We start from the raw sequence: 20,141 nt of genomic DNA, 5'->3' as shown, positions 1-20,141 counted from the left end.
TCCAACACGCGCCGGACTTGCGATCCGGAGTCAGCGCTTCAGCGCATACTCCGGTCCCATGCAAAGCTTTCTCCGGTGGCAAGGAGAATGACGCGATGACCGAAGGTTCATCCCAAGATACGCACGCCCCCGTGCAGGAGCGCCCGGCGAACGGGCTCGAATTCGAACTGCTGGCGACCGACGGCCACGCGCGCCGCGGCCGCGTGAAGCTCAATCACGGCGTGGTCGAGACGCCGATCTTCATGCCGGTCGGCACGTACGGCACCGTGAAGGCGATCCAGCCGCGCGAGCTGCACGAGATCAAGGCTCAGATCATCCTCGGCAACACGTTCCACCTGTGGCTGCGCCCGGGCCTCGACACGATCGACGCGCACGGCGGCCTGCACGGCTTCATGGGCTGGAACAAGCCGATCCTGACCGACTCGGGCGGCTTCCAGGTGTTCTCGCTCGGCGACCTGCGCAAGATCACCGAGGACGGCGTCACGTTCGCATCGCCGATCAACGGCGACAAGCTGTTCCTGTCGCCGGAAGTGTCGATGCAGATCCAGAAGGTGCTGAACTCCGACGTCGTCATGCAGTTCGACGAGTGCACGCCGTATGCGACCAACGGCGTGCCGACCACGCACAAGGAAGCGGCCGACTCGATGCGCATGTCGCTGCGCTGGGCGAAGCGCTCGCTCGACGAGTTCAACCGGCTCGGCAACCCGAACGCGCTGTTCGGGATCGTCCAGGGCGGGATGTTCGAGGACCTGCGCGACGAATCGCTCGCGGGCCTCGCGGAACTCGGCTTCCACGGCCTCGCGATCGGCGGGCTGTCGGTCGGCGAGCCGAAGGAAGACATGATGCGCGTGCTGCGCCACGTGGGCCCGAAGCTGCCGGCCAACAAGCCGCACTACCTGATGGGCGTCGGCACGCCGGAGGACCTGGTCGAAGGCGTCGCGAACGGCGTCGACATGTTCGACTGCGTGATGCCGACCCGCAACGCGCGCAACGGCTGGCTGTTCACGCGCTTCGGCGACGTGAAGATCCGCAACGCGACGCACAAGAATTCGCTGAAGCCGCTCGACGCGAGCTGCACGTGCTACACGTGCCAGAACTTCTCGCGCGGCTACCTGCATCACCTGCACCGCGTCGGCGAGATCCTCGGCGCGCAGCTCAACACGATCCACAACCTGCACTACTACCTGCAACTGATGAGCGAGATCCGCGAAGCGATCGAGACCCACACGTTCGACGCGTTCCGCCAGCGCTTCGCGGAGGATCGTGCAAGAGGCGTCGACTGACGGCCGGCGGGCCGCGCGGCGGTTCGCCACATAGGACATGTACTAAATAACGCGCGCCAACTGCCGAACTCGACCGCCAAACATTACAATTGCCTTTCCAAACGAGTCGCAACGGTGCCGGTTCGCGCTTTAACGGCTTGATCCGAAAGCGCATTTGCAGCGCCGTTAGCGCATGGGGCCGGTGGTAGAATAACCGGCTTATTTTTCGATCTTCCTCTACGGAGAGACCAACGTGCCGTTCATTTCCAACGCGTTCGCCCAAGGTGCCGGTGGCGCCGAATCGAGCCTGATGAGCTTCCTGCCGCTCATCCTGATGTTTGCCGTGCTCTACTTCATCATGATCCGTCCGCAGATGAAGCGTCAGAAGGAGCACCGCAACATGCTCGCGGCCATGGCCAAGGGCGACGAAGTCGTCACGAGCGGCGGCCTCGTGGGCAAGGTGACGAAGGTCACCGAAGGCTACATCGGCGTCGAGATCGCCGAAGGCACCGAAATCACCGTGCAGAAGGCTGCGGTCACGACCATTCTGCCGAAGGGCACGATCAAGTCGCTGTAAGCCCTTCACCGAGCGTCCGGCTCCCCGCGCCGTGCCCGCCTGAGAGAGCGGGCCGCCGCGGCGCCGGACGCGACGCTTTCACGCCAACCACCCGTTCGGCTCCCTCATGAATCGTTATCCACTCTGGAAATATGTCGTGATGGTCGTGGCGCTCGCCATCGGCCTTCTGTACACATTGCCCAACTTCTTCGGCGAAGCGCCGGCGGTGCAGGTGTCGAGCGGCAAGGCCACGGTCAAGCTCGACTCGACCACGCTGACCCAGGTCGAATCGGCGCTCGCCTCCGCGCAGATCACGCCGGACGACGTTACCTTCGAGAACACGGCGACCAACGCGAACATCCGCGTGCGCCTGAAGGACACCGATACGCAGCTGCGCGTCAAGGACCTGCTGCAGAAGTCGCTGAACGCCGACCCGAACGATCCGCAGTACGTCGTCGCCCTGAACCTGCAGAGCGCGTCGCCGCGCTGGCTCACCGCCCTGCACGCGCTGCCGATGTATCTCGGCCTCGACCTGCGTGGCGGCGTCCACTTCCTGCTCCAGGTCGACATGACGGGCGCGCTGACGAAGAAGCTCGATTCCGACGCGTCCGACGCGCGCACGCTGCTGCGCGACAAGAACATCCGTGACGGCGGCGTGAGCCGCGTCGACCAGTCCGTGGTCGTCAACTTCAGCGATGCGCAGACGGCGGAAGACGCCCGCAAGGTGCTCGCGCTGTCGATCACCGAACTGCAATGGGCGACCCAGCCCGGCGGCGGCGGCACGCAGGTCGTCGGCACGTTCACGCCGGCCGTGCAGAAGTCCGTCGAGGACGCCGCGCTCAAGCAGAACCTGACGACGCTCCACAACCGCGTGAACGAACTCGGCGTGTCGGAGCCGATCCTGCAGCAGCAGGGCAGCGACCGCATCGTCGTCGAGCTGCCGGGCGTGCAGGACACCGCGAAGGCGAAGGACATCATCGGCCGCACCGCGACGCTCGAGGCGCGCCTCGCCGACCCGATCAACACGCACCCGAACCCGAACGACCCGGTGCCGCCGGGTGAAGAGCTGTTCACGCAGGGCAACCAGGCGCCGGTGCTGCTGAAGAAGGACGTGATCTTCACCGGCGACCGCATCATCGATGCGTCGGCCGGCTTCGACGAACACCAGCGTCCGTCGGTCAACATCCGCCTCGATTCGGCCGGTGGCCGCTCGGTGCGCGCGGTCTCGCGCGAGAACATCGGCAAGCCGATGGCGATGGTGCTGTTCGAGAAGGGCAAGGGCGAAGTGCTGACGGTCGCGACGATCCAGTCGGAACTCGGCGACCGCTTCCAGATCACGGGCCAGCCGACGCCGCAGGCCGCGGCCGACCTCGCGCTGCTGCTGCGCGCCGGTTCGCTCGCCGCGCCGATGGACATCATCGAGGAACGCACGATCGGCCCGAGCCTCGGCGCCGACAACATCAAGATGGGCGTCCACTCGGTGATCTGGGGCTTCTGCGCGATCGCCGTGTTCATGATCGCGTACTACATGCTGTTCGGCGTGGTCTCGGTGATCGGCCTGTCGGTCAACCTGCTGCTGCTCGTCGCCGTGCTGTCGCTGATGCAGGCGACGCTGACGCTGCCCGGTATCGCCGCAATCGCGCTCGCGCTCGGTATGGCGATCGACTCGAACGTGCTGATCAACGAGCGGGTGCGTGAAGAACTGCGCGCCGGCCAGCCGCCGCAGCTCGCGATCCAGTCCGGCTACGCGCACGCATGGGCGACGATTCTCGACTCGAACGTCACGACGCTGATCGCCGGCCTCGCGCTGCTCGCGTTCGGCTCGGGCCCGGTTCGCGCGTTCGCGATCGTGCACTGCCTCGGTATCCTGACGTCGATGTTCTCCGCGGTGTTCTTCTCGCGCGGGATCGTCAACCTCTGGTACGGCGGCCGCAAGAAGCTGAAGTCGCTCGCGATCGGCCAGGTGTGGAAGCCGGAAGGCGCCGCTGCCGGCGCATCGTTCTCCGACGCCGACGAATCGACCGACACCGCGCGTGCCGCGAAGCTCGCCGCCCCCGCGAAGGGCAACGCGCCGCGCACCGGCAAGCCGCAGCTGCGCAACCGCGCGCAGCAAGGCGTGTCGCCGAAGAAACCGGGCTCGACCCAATAAGGCCCCGGAGACGAAACCATGGAATTTTTCCGCATCCGTAAAGACATTCCGTTCATGCGGCACGCGCTGGTGTTCAACGTGATCTCGCTGGTCACGTTCCTCGCCGCCGTGTTCTTCCTGTTCCACCGCGGGCTGCACCTGTCCGTCGAATTCACCGGCGGGACGGTGATCGAGGTGCAGTACCAGCAGGCCGCTGAACTCGAACCCGTGCGCGCGACGCTCGGCAAGCTCGGCTACGCCGACGCGCAGGTGCAGAACTTCGGCACGTCGCGCAACGTGCTGATCCGCCTGCAGTTGAAGGAAGGCCTCACGTCCGCGCAGCAGAGCGACCAGGTGATGGGCGCGCTGAAGGCGCAGAGCCCGGACGTCACGCTGCAGCGCGTCGAGTTCGTCGGCCCGCAGGTCGGCCGGGAGCTCGCGACCGACGGCCTGCTCGCGCTCGCGTGCGTCGTGATCGGCATCGTGATCTACCTGTCGTTCCGCTTCGAGTGGAAGTACGCAGTGGCCGGCATCATCGCCAACCTGCACGACGTCGTGATCATTCTCGGCTTCTTCGCGTTCTTCCAGTGGGAGTTCTCGCTGGCGGTGCTCGCGGCGATCCTCGCGGTGCTCGGCTACTCGGTCAACGAGTCGGTCGTCATCTTCGACCGGATCCGCGAAACGTTCCGCCGCGAACGCAAGATGAGCGTGCAGGAAGTGATCAACCACGCGATCACGACCACGATGTCGCGTACGATCATCACGCACACGTCGACCGAAATGATGGTGCTGTCGATGTTCTTCTTCGGCGGCCCGACGCTGCACTACTTCGCACTCGCGCTGACGGTCGGCATCATGTTCGGCATCTACTCGTCGGTGTTCGTCGCGGGCTCGCTCGCGATGTGGCTCGGCATCAAGCGCGAAGACCTGATCAAGGAAAAGAAGACCGCGCACGATCCGGACGATCCGAACGCAGGCGCGCAGGTTTAAGCGCCACGCTGCTTCGGCACAGACGAAAAGCCGGCCCGCCTGGGCCGGCTTTTTTCATGCCTGCGCCACTCGACCGACATCGCACAGCCCGCTCGCCCTGCCCCGTCACGCGCGTCGGCTACAATCGTGACCGTCCCGCCGCGCCGCCTGCCGGCTAAAGCACCTTCGCCCTCCGTTCAAACGTGCGGTCCCGATGATGCCTCCCACGCGTGTCGTTCTTCGCCTTGCCGCTTGCGCAACCGTCGCGGCCGCGCTCCTGCCGTGTGCGTCGTCCGCCGGTGCCCAACAGCCGGCGTCCGCCCCGCCCGCTTCTGCGCCCGCTTCCGCACCCGCTTCCTCACCCGCCACCGCCCGGCCGCCCTCGCCCTGCCCGCCCGACTGGGAGCCGCAGATCTGCGAACTCAAGGCCGCGGTTGAAGTCCTGAAGCGTCAGCACCTGACCGACGTCGACATCGGCGCGCTGCTCGACGCAACGACCCACGCGGGCATCAAGACGCTACCGTACGCGCGCTTCTTCGACGCGAAGGAGGAGCAGGAGCGGCGCGAAGACGAACGGCGCGTGCGCGACGGCACGCCCGGCATCGGCATCGTGTTCGAGACGCGACCCGACGGGCTGCACATCGTCGACGTGATTCCCAACGCGCCCGCGGAAAAGGCCGGCGTGCGCCCCGACGATCTCGTCGTCGCGATGAACGATACGAGCGTCGTCGGCATCGACGCCGCCGACCTGACCCGGCTCGCCAAGGGCGACGCGGGCGTGCCGCTGAAGCTCACGGTCCAGCGCGGCCCGTCGCACGCGGTGCTGAGCTTCGCGCCCGTGCGGACGATCCTCAAACCGCATCCTGCTACCGCGAAACGGCTCGACGGCGACATCCTGTACACGCGGCTGTCGAGCTTCCCCGAACCGGCGGTCGGCGACTACATCGACGCGGTGCAGGCCGCGCGCCGCGCGGGGCCGCCGGTGAAAGGCGTGATTCTCGACCTGCGCATCAACGGCGGCGGCGCGCTCAATGCGGCGATCGGCATCACCGCGCTGTTCGCCGGCCGCGACCGCACCGCGATGGTGACGGTCGAGCGCGGCGACGCCAACCGCCGCCGCTACACGACCAACTGGCCCGATTACGAATTGCCGGTCATGCATGGACAGGATCCGCTCGCGCCACTGCAGGCCGACGACTGGTGGCGCACCGTGCCGCTCGTCGTGCTCGTCGACGGACAGAGCGCGTCGGCCGCCGAAGCGACCGCGGCGGCACTGAAGGATCTCGGCCGCGCGAAACTGCTCGGCATGCCGACCTACGGGAAGGGGCTCGCGCAGACGGGGGTCGACCTGATCGACGGCACGCGCCTGAATTTCACGTTCGCGCGCAACCTGCGGCCGAACGGCTGCCCGATGGACGGCTACGGCGTCGTGCCGGACTGGCTCGTGCCGCCGCGCCGCGACTCGGACGTCGACGGCGTACTGCTGTGGTACCGGGAAGCCGATCTCGCCCGCGCGCCGTATGCGGACCGGCTGGCGCCCGATCCGTTCGCGAAGGTGCGCAAGGAACGGCAGAAACTGCGCGAGCAGCGTGCGCTCGCGAAGATCGATACGGCGAAGAGCGCGGCGCTGCCGCAGCGCGTGTTCGGCACGGCAACCGACTGGCAGCTCAGGCAGGCGCTTGCCGCGCTCGCCGGGCGCCCCGTGCAGACGGTCGAAGCCCGACCGCAACTGATGCCCGCGCAGCCCGTATGCGAGCGCGCCGGCAACTGACGCGCGCCGCCCGCCCTGTTACCGGAAGCCGAACCGCTTGCGCAGCACGACCAGCGCCGCGAGGCTCAGCACGGCCGCGAACATCAGGTAGAAGCTCGGCGCGGTCTTCAAGCCGGTCGCCTTGATCAGCCACGCGATGATGAACGGCCCGAAGCCGCCGAAGATCGTCACCGCGACGTTATACGCGAGCGACATCCCGGTCGTGCGCGTCTGCACCGGAAACACTTCGGACAACAAACCCGGCAGCGCCGCGAAGTAGCCGGTCATCAGGAACGCGAGCAGCACCTGCAGCGCGATCAGCGTGCCGAAGCCCGGATGGGCGACCAGGTAAGCGAATGCCGGGTAGATCAGCACGAGAATGCCGACGGCCGGCGCGGTCATCACGCGCACGCGGCCGTAGGTGTCCGACCAGTGGCCGACGAGCGGCGCGAACGCCATCTGGATCACGCCGACGACGAGGATCGCCGCGAACGCGGCCGACGGCGCGAGGCCGAGCTGCTTCACGCCGTAGGTCGGCATGAACAGGACGAGATAGGTCGCGACGGTGCCGAGCACGACCACGCCCATCGCGGCGACGAGACGCGCCTTGTGCGTCGCGAACGTATCGCGCAGCGGGTTCGCGGTGCCTTCCGCCGCGAGGAATTCGGGGGTCTCGTCGACCTTCGTGCGGATGTAGTACGCGACCGGCCCGAGCAGCAGGCCGAAGAAGAACGGCACGCGCCAGCCCCAGGCAGCCATCTGCGCGGCCGTGAGCTGCGCGTTCAGCACGGTGCCGAAGCCAGCCGCAAGCAGCGTCGTGAGCCCCTGGCTCGCGACCTGCCAGCTCGCGAAGAAGCCGCGCCGGCCCGGCACGTGCTCGGCGAGGAACGCGGTCGCGCTGCCGAACTCGCCGCCGGCCGAGAAGCCCTGCATCAGCCGCGCGGCGACGAGGATCACCGGCGCGGCGACGCCGATCGTCTCGTAGGTCGGCAGCACCGCGATGATCAGCGTGCCGGCCATCATCAGCAGGATCGACAGCGTGAGCGCGGCCTTGCGGCCCGCGCGGTCGGCATACGCACCGAGCACGATCGCGCCGAGCGGGCGCATGAAGAACGACACGCCGAACGTGCCGAGCGTGAGCAGCAGCGACACGGTATCGTTGCCCGCCGGAAAGAACAGCTTGGAGATCGTCACCGCGAAGAAGCCGTAGACGACGAGATCGAACCACTCGAGCGCATTGCCGATCGACGCGGCGACCACCGCGCGCCACACGCGCGGCGACGAAGCAATGGAACGGGACTGCGTGACGGCATGCATCGGCGATCTCCTTGTCGTTGTACGTTCTGTTCGAGGCGGCCGCACGCGCCGTCGGCCTGCCCGGCGCCGCGCACGACGCTCGGGCGATTATAGGCGCGCAAAAAAACCGCCGCGCCCCCTGACGGGAACGCGGCGGCGGGCTCGCGGCGGGCCGGCGCGAAGGCTGGCCCGGCCGACGGGCTTACTGCTGCTTGAGCGCTTCGGCCGTGATCAGCAGCTTCGTCTTCATCTTGAAGCCGTACTGCTTGCCGTAGTCGAGGCCGAAATCGCTGCGGTCGAATTCGCCGACGGCGTCGACACCGCACACTTCGCGCTTGAGCATCGGGTGCGGCATGCACTTGAACGAATCGATCTTCAGCGTCACCGGCTTCGTGACGCCATGCAGCGTCAGGTTGCCGACCACCGACACCGGCTTGTCGCCGTCGAACTTGATCGCGCCCTTGTAGTTCGCCTGCGGGAACTTGGCCGCGTCGAAGAACTCGGCCGTCTGCAGATGCTCGTCGAGCTTCGCGCTGCCGGTGTGGATCGACGCGATGTCGGTCGTCACGTCGACCGTGCCCGTCTTCGCCGCGCGGTCGAGCGTCACGGTGCCGCTCGACTTGTCGAACTTGCCGCGCCAGACCGACAGGCCACCCATGTGGTCAGCCTCGAAGCTCGGGTACGTGTGGCTCGGGTCGAACTGGTACGTCACGCTTTCGGCAAAGGCCGAGAACGACAGCGACGCTGCCAGCGCGCCTGCGGCGATCATCAGTTGCTTTTTCAAACTCTTTCTCCTTGGAACGGCGCCGCGCCCTCGCGCGGCATTCAGGTGAGGCGACAGCCCGCCGCTTACTTGGTGGCGACGAGATGGAACTTGATCTGCACTTCGTCCGCGACGACCGACGTGTCCTTCCACTCGCCGGTGCCGACGTTGAACGTCGAACGCTTGATCGGCAGCACGCCGTCGAAGGTCTGCGTCGCGCCGCTCTGCGTGACCGTGACGGGCACCGTGACGTTCTCGGACTTGCCCTTGATCGTCAGCTTGCCGGTCACGTTGTACTTGTTGCCGCCCGCCGGCGCGATCGCCGACGACACGAAGGTGGCCTGCGGATACGTCTTCGCGTCGAACCAGTCCTTGCCGGCGACCTGGTCGTTGTACATCTTGTCGCCGAGGTCATAGCTCGCGACGTCGATCGTCATCTGGGCGCTGCCCTGCGCGGCTTTGGCCGGGTCGAACTTCACCTGCGCGGAAAATTTCTTGAACGCGCCTTCGGTCGGCACGTTCATCTGCTTCGACACGGCGGACACCTTGCTCTTCGCGAGATCGACATCGGCGTGCGCCGTGCCCGACGCGACAAACGACACCGCGGCGAGCGCGGCCAGCATGGGGCGGGAGAAAGACATCTTCATGGGATCCTTCATTTGGCAAAGGGGAGCATCCGCGACAGCAGGCCGTCGCGGTCCAACAGCTGGTGCTTGAGCGCCGCGAGCACGTGCAGCGAGACGAGCGCAAGCAGAATGTAATTCAATGACACGTGAAGCGTCTTGAAGGTTTCCTTCAGCACCGGATCGGGGTCGATCAGCCGCGGCAGCGGCACGATGCCGAGATAGACGACCGGGATGTTCGACGCCGAGCTGTACAGGTAGCCCGTCACCGGAATCACGATCATCAGCACGTACAGCAGGATGTGCACGCCATGCGACGCCGCACGCTGCCACGCCGGCGTACCGCCCGGCAGCGCCGGCGGCACGTGGGTCGCACGCCACAGCACGCGGATGACGGCCAGTGCGAATACGGTCACGCCCATCCACTTGTGCCACGAAAAGTACTTCAGCTTGGTCGGCGTGAAGCCCGGGATGTCGGTCATCACCCAGCCCAGCGCGAACGCGCAGACGATCAGCAGCGCGATCAGCCAGTGCAGCGCGATCGCCGTCTGCGTATAGCGTACCGGCCTGGCCGGCAGCGATTTCGATGCCATCTTGGATTCCTCAGTTCAGCGAACGGCCGCGCCGGCAATTCGTCCGACGCTTGTCAAGGGCGCCATGCTACCGCAACCTTTTGACACGCGCGGACTCTGAAGACAGGCACGCCAGCCGGCTGACGGTTTCCTGTCATGTTACCGCTCGGTCACCAAACCCGCGATCGTCGACACGCCGAAAAAGGCCTTTTGGTAAGATTGGCGCGGGTTCCGGCCCCGTCGACGCGTCTCCCCAGCCGTCGCACAACTGCCTTTTCCATGCAACGAAACGACCTGATTGCCTGTCACGAATGCGACGCACTGTTGCACAAACCGCGCCTGAGCGGACGTGAATCCGCGCGCTGCCCGCGCTGCGACGCGCTGCTCTATCGCAACAGCGCCGCGCAGATCGAGCGGATCTGCGCGCTCGCGCTCGCGGCGCTGATCACGTTCACGATCGCGCAGGCGTTCCCGATCCTCGAAATGGACGTGAACGGCAACCGCGTGCAGACCACGCTGATCGGTGCGATCGATTCATTGTGGCACCAGGACATGGCGATCGTCGGCGTGATGGTGTTCTGCTCGACCGTGCTGTTCCCGCTCGTCGAGATGGCCGCGCTGCTGTACCTGCTGCTGCCGATCCGGCGCGGTGTCGTGCCGCCCGGTTTCAACCTGGTGCTGCGTGCGATCGAACTCGTGCGGCCCTGGGGGATGATCGAGGTGTTCATGCTCGGCATCCTCGTGACCATCGTGAAGATGGTCAGCCTCGCGCGTGTCGTACCCGATGCCGCGCTGTTCGCGTTCGCCGCGCTCACGCTGATGATCGCGGTCGTGCTGATGTTCGATCCGCGCACGCTGTGGGACATCGCCGACGACCTGCGCGCCGGACGCGCTCCCGGGCAGCCCGACGATGCCGCCCCGCTGCCGGAAGCCGCCCGCCGATGACGATCCCGACCGCCGCCCGCGAAGGCTATGTCAGTTGCCACACGTGCGGCCTCGTGCAGACGCTCGACCATCCGCACGCACATTGCGCGCGCTGCGGCAGCGCCCTCCATTTCCGCACGCCGAACAGCCTGATGCGCACGTGGGCGCTGCTGCTCGCGGCCGCGATTCTTTACATTCCAGCGAACCTGCTGCCGATCATGCGCACCGCGTCGATCGTCGGCTCGCAGGAAGACACGATCATGAGCGGCGTCATCTATTTCTGGGTATCGGGCGACTGGCCGCTCGCCGTCGTCGTGTTCGTCGCGAGCATCCTCGTGCCGATGCTCAAGCTCGGCGTGCTGCTGATCCTCGTGATCAGCGCGCAGCGCCGCACCGCCTGGCGGCCGCTGCAGCGCACGCGCCTGTTCCGGATCGTCGAGCGCATCGGCCGCTGGTCGATGCTCGACATCTTCGTCGTGACGCTGACCGTCGCGCTCGTCCATTTCCGTTCGCTCGCCGTCATCACGGCCGGCCCCGGCGCGCTCGCGTTCGGCTCGGTCGTGATCCTGACGATGCTCGCGTCGATGCAGTTCGATCCCCGCCTGATCTGGGATCCAGTCGAAACCTCAGGGAATCACCATGAATAGTCCACAAGGCCCGCAGCACGACGCGCCCCGGCCCCCCGATCCGACGATCTCGACGAAATCCGGCTGGCTGCCGTCGCTCGTCTGGCTCGTGCCGTTGATCGCCGCGCTGATCGGCATCGGCCTCGTGATCAAGTCCGTGCGCGAGCGCGGCCCGGAAATCACGATCAGCTTCCACAGCGCCGAAGGGCTCGAGCCCGGCAAGACCCAGGTCAAGTACAAGGACGTCGAGATCGGCATGGTCAAGACGATCAAGCTGTCGAAGGACCTGTCGCGCGTGCTCGTCCAGGTGCAGCTCAAGAAGGAAGCCGAGGACTTCGCGGTGAAGGGCTCGCGCTTCTGGATCGTGCGGCCGCGCGTCGGCGCGACCGGCGTGTCGGGGCTCGGCACGCTGCTGTCCGGTGCGTACATCGGCGTCGACGCCGGCCACGGACAGGATACGCTGACCGACTTCACGGGACTCGAGACGCCGCCCGCCGTCACGGGCGACCAGAAAGGCACGCAATACGTGCTGCGCGGCGATTCGCTCGGCTCGGTCGACATCGGCTCGCCCGTCTACTACCGCCGCGTGCAGGTCGGCCAGGTGGTCGGCTTCTCGCTCGACAAGGACGGCACCGGCGTCACGTTCAACGTGTTCGTCAATGCGCCGTACGACCAGTATGTCGGCGTGAACTCGCGCTGGTGGCAGGCAAGCGGCGTCGACCTGCGGCTCGACTCGAGCGGCCTGAAGCTGAACACGCAGTCGCTCGCGACGGTGATCCTCGGCGGCATCGCGTTCCAGACGCCGCCGAATCAGGGCTCCGGCACGACGGCGCCGAACAACACGACGTTCCGCCTGGCCTCCGACGAGGGCGACGCGATGCGCGACCCGGACGGCCAGCCGCTGCAGGTCGTGATGAACTTCAACCAGTCGCTGCGCGGGCTCGCCGTCGGCGCGACGGTCGACTTCCGCGGCATCGTGCTCGGCGAAGTGACGAACATCGGCATCGACTTCGATCCGAAGACGAAGAACTTCCTGATGCCGGTGACGATGAACGTGTATCCGGAACGCCTCGGACGCCGCTTCCGCGAAACGATCGAGAGCAAGGGCGAACCGGCCCGCCGCGAAATCGTCGAGCGGCTCGTCCAGCACGGGCTGCGCGGCCAGCTGCGCACCGGCAACCTGCTGACGAGCCAGCTGTACGTCGCGCTCGACTTCTTCCCGAAGGCACCGGCCGTGAAGATCGACACGGCGCGCCAGCCGCTCGAGCTGCCGACCGTGCCGAACACGCTCGACGAGTTGCAGCTGCAGGTCGCCGACATCGCGAAGAAGCTCGACAAGGTGCCGTTCGACCAGATCGGCGCGAACCTGAACAGCGCGCTGTCGAACGCCGACAAGCTGTTCAAGCAGCTCGACACGCAGGTCGCGCCGGAAGCGCGCGACACGCTGTCGGCCGCGAAGCAGACCTTCTCGACCGCCGAAGCGACGCTGCAGCAGGATTCGCCGCTGCAGTCCGACGTGCGCGGCGCGCTGAAGGAGCTCACACGCACGCTGCAGTCGCTGAACGCGCTCGCCGACTACCTCGAGCGTCACCCCGAATCGCTGCTCAAGGGCAAGCCAGGAGATCAACCATGACCACACGCGTGAACGGTTTTGCGAGCGGCGCGGCGGCGGCTGTCGCCGCCCTCGCGCTCGCCGCGTGCAGCTCGCCGCCCGCGCGGTTCTACACGCTCAGCCCGGCCGATGCCGCAGCGCCGCTGCGCACCGCGCCGGCCAACCCGGCGTTCCTGATCGAGGTGCCGTCCGTCGGCGTGCCCGAGCAGGTGGCGAAGAGCCAGCTGGTCGTGCAGAAGAACGCCGCGCAGGTCGACGTGCTCGAGCAGGAACGCTGGGCGTCGCCGCCCGCCGACGAGATCCGCCGCGCGCTGTCGGACGATCTCGCCACGCAGCTCGGCACGATCGACGTCGCGAATTCCGCGTACCCGCCCGGCGTGCCCGTGTATCGCATCAGCGTGAACGTGCAGCGCTTCGAGTCGTGGCCCGGCAAGCGCGCGGCGGTCGACGCCGTGTGGAGCGTGCGCTCGCTCGCCACGCAGGCCGTGATGACGTGCCGCACAAGCGTCGCGGAACCGGTCGCCGATGGCTACGACGCGCTCGTCGCCGGCCACCGGCGCGCGCTCGACGTGATTGCCACGCAAGCCGCGGCCGGCGTGCGCGCGATGGCCGCGCACCGCGGCACACCGGCTGCCAAGGCGCCCGCCGCCGGCAGCAAGACGGCCGCCGCGCCGTTCGTGCCGTGCCCGGCCAACGCGATGCCGGGCGGCGACGCCGGCGCGACGGGCAAGTCCGGCGCATAAACGTGCGGCGGGCGGGCGAGCGCTCGACGGCACGCTCGCCTGCGCGGCTTCGTCCGGCCCGGCGCGTCCGCGAGCGATCGCCGGCTGCCGTCGGCGTCGCCCTGCCGCAACCGGGCTCGCATCGAGATGCATCGGCCGGACGGCCATTTGCATTGTTTGTCAAAGTCGGCCGGAACCGGCGCCATGTAACGCGGTCGGCTTGCATTTTCGGGCCCGATTGACGATCCTACGCACTTTCAGGCCCGCGCCGCTCGTCGTGCGCGCCAGCCAGCGACGCCGGGCTGGGACCGCCGTGCCTCCCGGCGCCCACACGCAATCGGCGTGCACCGCAGCGGGGCAGCCGCATCGCGGGTCGCCGCGCATCGTCCGGCAACCGGCCGCGTCTCACCCGTTCTCCCCGGCGCCGCGCCGTTTCCCCGGCCGGCATCCCGAACCCGCCCGCCGAGGGCTTTCGCTATCCCGTTTATGTTTCGTTCCCTGACGACCCTGATCAAGAAGTGGCGCGCGTCGCGCAATGCCGGTCACCAGCTCGATGCGCTGCTCGCGCACGCCGACGCCGATGCGTCGTACGCCGAGCGCAGCGAATGGCTGATCGAGCTCGCGCACTGGCTGCGCCGCACCGGCACGATGCAGGCCGCGCAAGACGCGCCCGCCGATCGCGACGACGATGCGCGCGCGTATCCGGCCCATGCGCGGTTGCGCTACCTGTTCCACGTGCTCGATCGCAATCCCGCGTGGAAAACCCACGCCGCGCGCATCCTGCGCGGCATCCTGCGCGAGTGCGATGGCATCTCGCTCCTGTGCGACGCCGGCATGCCCGTGCACTCGGGCTTCTTCGGCGCGCTGTTCGAGCGGATCGACTCGTCGCTGATCCCGCCCGCGCCGAACCGCCGCGAGCTCTCGGCGCTGTTCACGCTGATGTTCCCGACGCCGGACGACGCGCAATGGATCGACGCGTTGCCCGACGATCTCCTCACGCGCCTCGCCGAGCTGCTCTCGTTCGACGTCACCGACGAGGAGCGCCACAAGCCGGGCTCGTTCTCGCGCGACCTGCTGGCCGCCCTGCACAACCTGACCTGCCAGATCAGCTCGACCGGCCTGTCGCAGACGGTGCGCAGCCGGCTCTCCGACGACGATGCGCGCAAGCCGCTCGAAACGCAGCCGTTCTATCGCCTCACGCGCGCGATGCTCGCGGTCGAAACCGCGCACGCGGCCGTCGAGGACGGCGGCGACCCGAGCAAGCTGCTGCACGAGGTGAACTACCTGCGCGTGCTGCTCGACGAATGCCGGATCGCCGTCGACGACGTGTTCTCGCACCTGTACCGCAACGGCGTGTCGGTCGACATCGTGTTCCAGGTCGAGCGGATGCGCATGCGCATCCTGCGCGCCGAGATGCTGCTGAACGCGTGGATGGCGCGCGACGACCTGCACGGAATGGCGCACCTGACGGCCGAGCTCATCGACGCGAACAACAACAGCCAGAGCGTGTCGCACCTCGTGCGCAGCAACTTCTCGCTGTTCGCGCGCAAGCTCGTCGAAACCAACGCGGACACCGGCGAGCACTACATCTCGCGCGGCCGCGCCGAGTACCTGAAGATGCTGCGGATGGCCGCGGGCGGCGGCCTCGTCACGGTCGTGACCGTGTGCGTGAAGTTCGCGATCACGGGCGCGCACCTGCAGTCGATGCTCGAAGGGCTGCTCGCGGGCGTCAACTACGCGGCCAGCTTCATGCTGATGCACTTCCTGCACTTCACGCTCGCCACCAAGCAGCCCGCGATGACCGCGCCGACGCTCGCGCGCGAACTCGACGACACCGGCCACGACGAAGGCGTGAAGGCGTTCGTGTCGTCGGTGATCGCGCTGATCCGCACGCAGGCGGCCGCGATTTCCGGCAACGTGCTCGTCGTGCTGCCCGTGTGCCTGCTCGTGCAACTGTTCGCGGGCAACGTGCTGCACGCGAACCTGATCTCGCCGGAGAAGGCGCACGCGACGCTGCACTCGTTCTCGCTGCTCGGCCCGACGCCGCTCTACGCGGCGCTGACGGGCGTGCTGCTGTGGGCGTCGAGCCTGCTCGCGGGCTGGGCCGACAACTGGTTCGTGCTGCACCGGGTCGGCGACGCGCTCACGTACAACCGCCGGCTGCGCCTGACGCTCGGCGCGGCCGGCGCGGCGAAGCTCGCGCACTTCTGCCGGTCGAACGTGGCCGGCGTGGTCGCGAACGTCGGCCTCGGCCTGATGCTCGGCCTTGTTCCGGCGATCGTCACCGTGTTCATGTTCCCGTTCGAGGTGCGGCACGTGACGCTGTCGGCCGGTTCGATCGGCGTCGCGCTCGGCGTGCTGGGCAAGGATGCGCTCGGCACGCCCGAGCTGTGGTGGGCCGGCGCCGGCGTGCTCAGCATGGCGATTCTCAACGTGCTCGTGAGCTTCGCGCTCGCGTTCACGATGGCCGTGCGCTCGCGCAGCCTGCGCCCGACCAAGGTGCGCGCGCTCGTCGCCGCGATCGTCCGCACGGTGCTGTCGAATCCGCTCGCGCTGTTCTGGCCGGGCAGCGGCCAGGCCGCGCGCGCCAGCCAGCCGGGCTCGCACTGACCCTGCGGCGGCATGGCGGCGCCCGCCCGGGCGCCGCCGCGCGGCCTTCCGACACGCCCGCGCGACGCCCGGGCCCGCGCCGCGGCATCGAAACGCGACGCAACGCCGGCCCCGGCCGCCCGCGCCGCGTACAATAGTGGACTTTTGCACGTCCCCACCCGCCTTATGTCCTCGCCCACCCTGTACGAATTCTTCGCCCCCTGCCCGCGCGGCCTCGAAGCGGCGCTTGCCGCCGAGCTGGCCGAAATCGCCGGCCGCCACCTGAACGGCGCGCCGTTCACCGCGGGCGCGCAGGTGCCGGGCGGCGTCCACTTCAGCGGCGGCTGGGCCGCCGGCATGGCCGCGAACCTCCATTCGCGGATCGCGAGCCGGGTCCTGCTGAAGATCGCCCACCGCGCGTACCGCAACGAACAGGACGTCTACGCGCTCGCGCTCGAGCAGCCGTGGGAGCGCTGGTTCGCGGCGACGCAGACGCTGCGCGTCGACATCACCGCGATCAAGTCGCCGCTGAAGAGCCTCGAATTCGCGACGTTGCGCGTGAAGGACGCGATCTGCGACCGGATGCGCGACAAGACCGGCGCGCGCCCGAGCATCGACACCGGTGCGCCGGACGTGCGCGTATTCGCGTTCCTGACGGCGGGCGAATGCACGCTGTACCTCGACACGTCGGGCGAGCCGCTGTTCAAGCGCGGCTGGCGTCTCGACAAGGGCGCGGCGCCGCTGCGCGAAAACCTCGCGGCCGGCATCCTGCGCCTGACGGGCTGGACGCCCGGCACGGCGCTGTACGACCCGATGTGCGGCAGCGGCACGTTTCTCGCGGAAGCCGCGCAGATCGCGCTCGGCGTGGCGCCCGGCGTCGAGCGCCGGTTCGGCTTCGAGAAACTCAAGCAATACGACATCACCGCGTGGCAGGGGCTGAAGGTCCCGGCGCTGGACGCGAAGCGCGCGGCGCGCGGCAAGCGCGGCGAAACGCTCGGCGTGTACGGCAGCGACATTTCGGGCGACATGCTCGAGAAGGCACGCGCGAACCTCGAGCGCGCAGGCGTGCCGTCGGTATGGCTCAAGCAGGTCGACGCGCGCGGAATGACGCCGCCGTGCGACGGCCCGGGCATCCTCCTCGCGAACCCGCCGTACGGCGAGCGGATCGAAGTGCGCGGCCGCAGCGCGCGCGGCGAGGTGCGCGAGACGGGCCGCAACCGCGGCAACGACGACGCATTCCGCCGCACCCACACCGACGCACCGGACAGCGAGTTCTTCAACGCGCTCGGCGATGCGCTGAAGCAGCGCTTCACGGGCTGGCAGGCGTTCCTGCTGACGTCCGACCGTTCGCTGCCGGGCCAGCTGCGGCTGCGCGAATCCGCGAAGACGCCGCTGTTCAACGGCGCGCTCGAATGCCGCCTGTTCCGCTTCGACCTGATCGCCGGCAGCGTGAAGGCGCGCCCGGCCGCGCCGGAAGGCGACGCGTAGTCCGCCTCATGATCGCGACGGGGCCGCTTGCGCGGCCCCTCTGCGGCAACCGGAACGCCGCCGTTACCGCACCCGCGGCAACGGCGGCGTTTCGTTTCAGTGCTTCGAACACTCCCAGCGCCCCTTCGTGAACGGCAGCGCCTGCCCTGTCTCGAGCAGCGTCTTGAGACTTGACAACACGACCGGCCACCCGCCGCGAATCCCGCGATCCATCTCCGAGCCCGGCACCAGCCCGTCGTGCGTGACGGTCAGCTTCACGACGCCCTCGTGCGGCTCGACGACGTAGCTCACACGCGATTCCCCGCTCTCCCCCGACGGCGTGCGCCACGTGACGACCAGCCGGTGCGGCGGATCGTTCTCGACCACTTCGCCGACGATGTCGACCCGCGACGGATCGTCGTAGTCCTGATGTTCCCAACGCGAGCCCGGCCGCCAGTCAGGCGACGCGTTGCGGTGCCGCACCCAGTAGTCCTTCGTCAGCTCGGCGTTGGTGAGCGCATCGAACACACGTTCGGGCGTCGATGCAATGAACGTCACGTACACAAAGGCGGGATTACTCATCGTTGTCTCCAGAATCGCCGGCCGCTTCGAGCCCGCGCTTGAGGTCCGCCAGCGCCTGCAGGCGCTGACGCTCGAACTTGCCGATCCAGCGTTCCGCGATGTCGTGGATCGGCACCGGATTCAGGTAATGCAGCTTCTCCCTGCCGCGCCACGTCGTCGCGACGAGATTCGCGGCCTCGAGCAGCGCGAGATGCTTGCTCACGGCCTGCCGGCTCATCGCGAGCCCGTCGCACAACTCGGACAGGGTCTGTCCGCTCTTCGCGTACAGCAAATCAAGCAACTGGCGGCGCGTGGCATCGGCCAGCGCCCTGAAAACGAGATCCATGCCACTCCCGGGTCAATGAGCCTATTATGCAACCAAATGGTTGCATGTCAAGGGTGACAACTCTACTGACAATACGGTGTCAGCAGGCCGCGATCACACTGCAATCCCGGCGCAATGCAACGCCGGTTTCCGCACCGAATCCGAATAACAACGCAACAAGGAGCTCGTCATGACGTCCGCAACTGCCACCGCAACGCTGGAACGCGCAATCGCGTGGTTCGACATTCCGTCCCTCGATTTCGACCGCGCGATCCGCTTTTATGAAACCGTGCTGCAAACCACGCTGCAGCGCGAAGTCATCGGCGGCGTGCCGATGGCCGTGTTCGATCACGAGGCGTCCAGCACGGGCGGCAGCATCGTGTTCGATCCGCAGCAGATGAAGCCGAGCGCAAACGGCGTGCTCGTCTACCTGAACGCCGGCGAATCGGTCATCGCCGCGCTCGAACGCGCGAAGCGCGCGGGCGGCGTCGTGCAGGGCTCGGTCGTCGAGTTGCCGAACAACTACGGCTACGTCGGCTACCTGATCGACACCGAAGGCAACCGCGTCGGCCTGCACGCGCCGAAATGCCACTGAGCACGGCGGCCGTCGCGCCCGCGCGGCGCTATCATCGCGAAGTCCCCACTGCCGTTGGAAGCGAGGTGCCGTCATGACGCGCCGTGCCGACCGCCTGTTCCAGATCGCCGAGCTGTTGCGCGGGCGTCGTCTCACGACCGCGCAACAGCTGGCCGACTGGTTGTCGGTGTCGCCGCGCACGGTCTATCGCGACGTGCGCGACCTGCAACTGTCAGGGGTCCCGATCGAAGGCGAAGCCGGCATCGGCTACCGGCTGAACCGCAACGCGAGCCTGCCGCCGCTCACGTTCACGGCCGAGGAACTCGCCGCGCTCGCCACCGGCGCACGCATGCTCGAAACCTGGGGCGGTGCGCGCTTCGCGAGCGGCGCACGTTCGGCGCTCGCGAAGATCGCGTCGGCGATGCCGGCCGACAAGCGCACGGCGCTCGACCGCCTGCCGGTGTTCGCGCCGTCGTTCCACATCGACGAGACGTTTTGCGCGAAGGTCGACGCGATCCACCAGGCCATCGACACGCGCCACGTCGTCAGCTTCGACTACCGCGACCGGCTCGGCGCGCATTCGCAGCGCCGCGTGTGGCCGCTCGGGCTCGTCTACTGGGGCGGGCGCTGGACGATCGGCGCGTGGTGCGAGCTGCGCGGCGATTTCCGCACCTTCGACATCGCGCGGATGGGCGACGTGGTCGTGCACGAGCAATTTCCGGACATGGAAGGGCGGCGGATCGCCGACTACATGCGGATCGCGGAAGCGCCGATGCGCTGACGCGGTACGACGGCGTGCGTGCCGCGCGCCGCCGCCGTTCA

The 20,141-nt window shown here is 67.9% G+C and carries 19 protein-coding genes; 13 read left to right on the top strand and 6 right to left on the bottom strand.

Annotated elements, in window-relative coordinates; genetic code table 11:
- Nucleotides 1-95 precede the first annotated feature (95 nt).
- The 5 genes from tgt to ACPTTC_RS03720 all read left to right on the top strand — a co-directional run bounded on the left by tgt (nucleotide 96) and on the right by ACPTTC_RS03720 (nucleotide 6,686).
- Nucleotides 96-1,283 carry a tRNA guanosine(34) transglycosylase Tgt gene (tgt, locus tag ACPTTC_RS03740; protein WP_175955797.1) on the top strand — a complete coding sequence of 396 codons (1,188 nt, stop codon included), beginning with the start codon at nucleotides 96-98 and terminating at the stop codon, nucleotides 1,281-1,283.
- Between the two features lie 232 nt (nucleotides 1,284-1,515).
- Entirely contained in the window at nucleotides 1,516-1,839 is a 324-nt protein-coding gene (yajC, locus tag ACPTTC_RS03735; RefSeq protein ID WP_006476868.1) for a preprotein translocase subunit YajC, read from the top strand.
- A gap of 106 nt (nucleotides 1,840-1,945) precedes the next feature.
- Nucleotides 1,946-3,967 (top strand): protein translocase subunit SecD, encoded by a 2,022-nt coding sequence (gene secD, locus ACPTTC_RS03730; RefSeq protein ID WP_226195389.1) that lies wholly within the window; start codon nucleotides 1,946-1,948, stop codon nucleotides 3,965-3,967.
- A gap of 18 nt (nucleotides 3,968-3,985) precedes the next feature.
- The gene (gene secF, locus ACPTTC_RS03725; protein WP_006482457.1) at nucleotides 3,986-4,936 is read left to right on the top strand and encodes a protein translocase subunit SecF; all 951 of its coding nucleotides are present in this window, start codon (nucleotides 3,986-3,988) and stop codon (nucleotides 4,934-4,936) included.
- Nucleotides 4,937-5,129: 193 nt separating this feature from the next.
- Entirely contained in the window at nucleotides 5,130-6,686 is a 1,557-nt protein-coding gene (locus ACPTTC_RS03720) for a S41 family peptidase (protein WP_423391579.1), read from the top strand.
- Nucleotides 6,687-6,704: 18 nt separating this feature from the next.
- On the opposite strand, the gene ACPTTC_RS03715 is transcribed toward ACPTTC_RS03720, so the two are convergent.
- The 4 genes from ACPTTC_RS03715 to ACPTTC_RS03700 form a co-directional block, all read right to left on the bottom strand.
- Entirely contained in the window at nucleotides 6,705-7,982 is a 1,278-nt protein-coding gene (locus tag ACPTTC_RS03715) for an MFS transporter (RefSeq protein WP_423391578.1), read from the bottom strand.
- A 181-nt stretch (nucleotides 7,983-8,163) separates the two neighbouring features.
- Nucleotides 8,164-8,745 carry a YceI family protein gene (locus ACPTTC_RS03710; RefSeq protein WP_175966544.1) on the bottom strand — a complete coding sequence of 194 codons (582 nt, stop codon included), beginning with the start codon at nucleotides 8,743-8,745 and terminating at the stop codon, nucleotides 8,164-8,166.
- Nucleotides 8,746-8,810: 65 nt separating this feature from the next.
- Complete coding sequence (locus tag ACPTTC_RS03705; protein WP_175955785.1) at nucleotides 8,811-9,371, bottom strand: YceI family protein; 561 nt, start codon at nucleotides 9,369-9,371, stop codon at nucleotides 8,811-8,813.
- Nucleotides 9,372-9,379: 8 nt separating this feature from the next.
- Entirely contained in the window at nucleotides 9,380-9,940 is a 561-nt protein-coding gene (locus ACPTTC_RS03700) for a cytochrome b (protein WP_175955783.1), read from the bottom strand.
- Between the two features lie 258 nt (nucleotides 9,941-10,198).
- Here ACPTTC_RS03700 and ACPTTC_RS03695 point away from each other — a divergent pair, with 258 nt between their 5' ends.
- From ACPTTC_RS03695 to ACPTTC_RS03670, 6 genes are all read left to right on the top strand, one after another.
- A complete protein-coding gene (locus ACPTTC_RS03695; RefSeq protein WP_175955781.1) occupies nucleotides 10,199-10,864 on the top strand; it encodes a paraquat-inducible protein A in 666 nt (221 codons plus the stop codon).
- The gene (locus ACPTTC_RS03690) at nucleotides 10,861-11,490 is read left to right on the top strand and encodes a paraquat-inducible protein A (protein WP_175955779.1); all 630 of its coding nucleotides are present in this window, start codon (nucleotides 10,861-10,863) and stop codon (nucleotides 11,488-11,490) included. The genes ACPTTC_RS03695 and ACPTTC_RS03690 overlap by 4 nt, the downstream gene beginning before the upstream one ends.
- A complete protein-coding gene (locus ACPTTC_RS03685) occupies nucleotides 11,483-13,102 on the top strand; it encodes an intermembrane transport protein PqiB (RefSeq protein WP_423391577.1) in 1,620 nt (539 codons plus the stop codon). The genes ACPTTC_RS03690 and ACPTTC_RS03685 overlap by 8 nt, the downstream gene beginning before the upstream one ends.
- Nucleotides 13,099-13,824 (top strand): PqiC family protein, encoded by a 726-nt coding sequence (locus ACPTTC_RS03680; RefSeq protein ID WP_423391576.1) that lies wholly within the window; start codon nucleotides 13,099-13,101, stop codon nucleotides 13,822-13,824. The genes ACPTTC_RS03685 and ACPTTC_RS03680 overlap by 4 nt, the downstream gene beginning before the upstream one ends.
- A gap of 465 nt (nucleotides 13,825-14,289) precedes the next feature.
- Nucleotides 14,290-16,413, top strand: coding sequence for a site-specific recombinase (locus ACPTTC_RS03675; RefSeq protein ID WP_423391575.1), 2,124 nt, complete (start codon nucleotides 14,290-14,292; stop codon nucleotides 16,411-16,413).
- A gap of 165 nt (nucleotides 16,414-16,578) precedes the next feature.
- Nucleotides 16,579-17,880, top strand: a complete 1,302-nt coding sequence (locus tag ACPTTC_RS03670; protein WP_175955771.1) for a THUMP domain-containing class I SAM-dependent RNA methyltransferase — start codon at nucleotides 16,579-16,581, stop codon at nucleotides 17,878-17,880.
- A gap of 96 nt (nucleotides 17,881-17,976) precedes the next feature.
- Here the strand turns inward: ACPTTC_RS03670 and ACPTTC_RS03665 are convergent, their stop codons facing one another.
- On the bottom strand, nucleotides 17,977-18,441 hold the full coding sequence (locus ACPTTC_RS03665) for an SRPBCC family protein (protein WP_423391574.1): 465 nt from the start codon (nucleotides 18,439-18,441) through the stop codon (nucleotides 17,977-17,979).
- Entirely contained in the window at nucleotides 18,434-18,766 is a 333-nt protein-coding gene (locus ACPTTC_RS03660) for an ArsR/SmtB family transcription factor (protein ID WP_175971320.1), read from the bottom strand. The genes ACPTTC_RS03665 and ACPTTC_RS03660 overlap by 8 nt, the downstream gene beginning before the upstream one ends.
- Nucleotides 18,767-18,935: 169 nt before the next feature.
- Between ACPTTC_RS03660 and ACPTTC_RS03655 the strand changes: the two genes are divergently transcribed.
- Together ACPTTC_RS03655 and ACPTTC_RS03650 are read left to right on the top strand one after the other, a co-directional pair.
- Nucleotides 18,936-19,340, top strand: coding sequence for a VOC family protein (locus ACPTTC_RS03655; protein WP_423391573.1), 405 nt, complete (start codon nucleotides 18,936-18,938; stop codon nucleotides 19,338-19,340).
- A 73-nt stretch (nucleotides 19,341-19,413) separates the two neighbouring features.
- A complete protein-coding gene (locus ACPTTC_RS03650) occupies nucleotides 19,414-20,100 on the top strand; it encodes a helix-turn-helix transcriptional regulator (RefSeq protein WP_423391572.1) in 687 nt (228 codons plus the stop codon).
- Nucleotides 20,101-20,141 lie beyond the last annotated feature (41 nt).

It is taken from the genome of Burkholderia mycopellens, assembly GCF_964265025.1.
Taxonomy (GTDB): domain Bacteria; phylum Pseudomonadota; class Gammaproteobacteria; order Burkholderiales; family Burkholderiaceae; genus Burkholderia.
This window is presented reverse-complemented; position numbering and strand designations above follow the sequence as displayed.

Excerpts from the sequence above, each read along its gene's own strand:
- tgt (WP_175955797.1), top strand. The coding sequence starts at position 96 with ATGACCGAAGGTTCATCCCAAGATACGCACGCCCCCGTGCAGGAGCGC.
- secD (WP_226195389.1), top strand. The coding sequence starts at position 1,946 with ATGAATCGTTATCCACTCTGGAAATATGTCGTGATGGTCGTGGCGCTC.
- secF (WP_006482457.1), top strand. The coding sequence starts at position 3,986 with ATGGAATTTTTCCGCATCCGTAAAGACATTCCGTTCATGCGGCACGCG.
- ACPTTC_RS03720 (WP_423391579.1), top strand. The coding sequence starts at position 5,130 with ATGATGCCTCCCACGCGTGTCGTTCTTCGCCTTGCCGCTTGCGCAACC.
- ACPTTC_RS03715 (WP_423391578.1), bottom strand. The coding sequence starts at position 7,982 with ATGCATGCCGTCACGCAGTCCCGTTCCATTGCTTCGTCGCCGCGCGTG.
- ACPTTC_RS03705 (WP_175955785.1), bottom strand. The coding sequence starts at position 9,371 with ATGAAGATGTCTTTCTCCCGCCCCATGCTGGCCGCGCTCGCCGCGGTG.
- ACPTTC_RS03700 (WP_175955783.1), bottom strand. The coding sequence starts at position 9,940 with ATGGCATCGAAATCGCTGCCGGCCAGGCCGGTACGCTATACGCAGACG.
- ACPTTC_RS03695 (WP_175955781.1), top strand. The coding sequence starts at position 10,199 with ATGCAACGAAACGACCTGATTGCCTGTCACGAATGCGACGCACTGTTG.
- ACPTTC_RS03690 (WP_175955779.1), top strand. The coding sequence starts at position 10,861 with ATGACGATCCCGACCGCCGCCCGCGAAGGCTATGTCAGTTGCCACACG.
- ACPTTC_RS03685 (WP_423391577.1), top strand. The coding sequence starts at position 11,483 with ATGAATAGTCCACAAGGCCCGCAGCACGACGCGCCCCGGCCCCCCGAT.
- ACPTTC_RS03680 (WP_423391576.1), top strand. The coding sequence starts at position 13,099 with ATGACCACACGCGTGAACGGTTTTGCGAGCGGCGCGGCGGCGGCTGTC.
- ACPTTC_RS03675 (WP_423391575.1), top strand. The coding sequence starts at position 14,290 with ATGTTTCGTTCCCTGACGACCCTGATCAAGAAGTGGCGCGCGTCGCGC.
- ACPTTC_RS03670 (WP_175955771.1), top strand. The coding sequence starts at position 16,579 with ATGTCCTCGCCCACCCTGTACGAATTCTTCGCCCCCTGCCCGCGCGGC.
- ACPTTC_RS03665 (WP_423391574.1), bottom strand. The coding sequence starts at position 18,441 with ATGAGTAATCCCGCCTTTGTGTACGTGACGTTCATTGCATCGACGCCC.
- ACPTTC_RS03660 (WP_175971320.1), bottom strand. The coding sequence starts at position 18,766 with ATGGATCTCGTTTTCAGGGCGCTGGCCGATGCCACGCGCCGCCAGTTG.
- ACPTTC_RS03655 (WP_423391573.1), top strand. The coding sequence starts at position 18,936 with ATGACGTCCGCAACTGCCACCGCAACGCTGGAACGCGCAATCGCGTGG.
- ACPTTC_RS03650 (WP_423391572.1), top strand. The coding sequence starts at position 19,414 with ATGACGCGCCGTGCCGACCGCCTGTTCCAGATCGCCGAGCTGTTGCGC.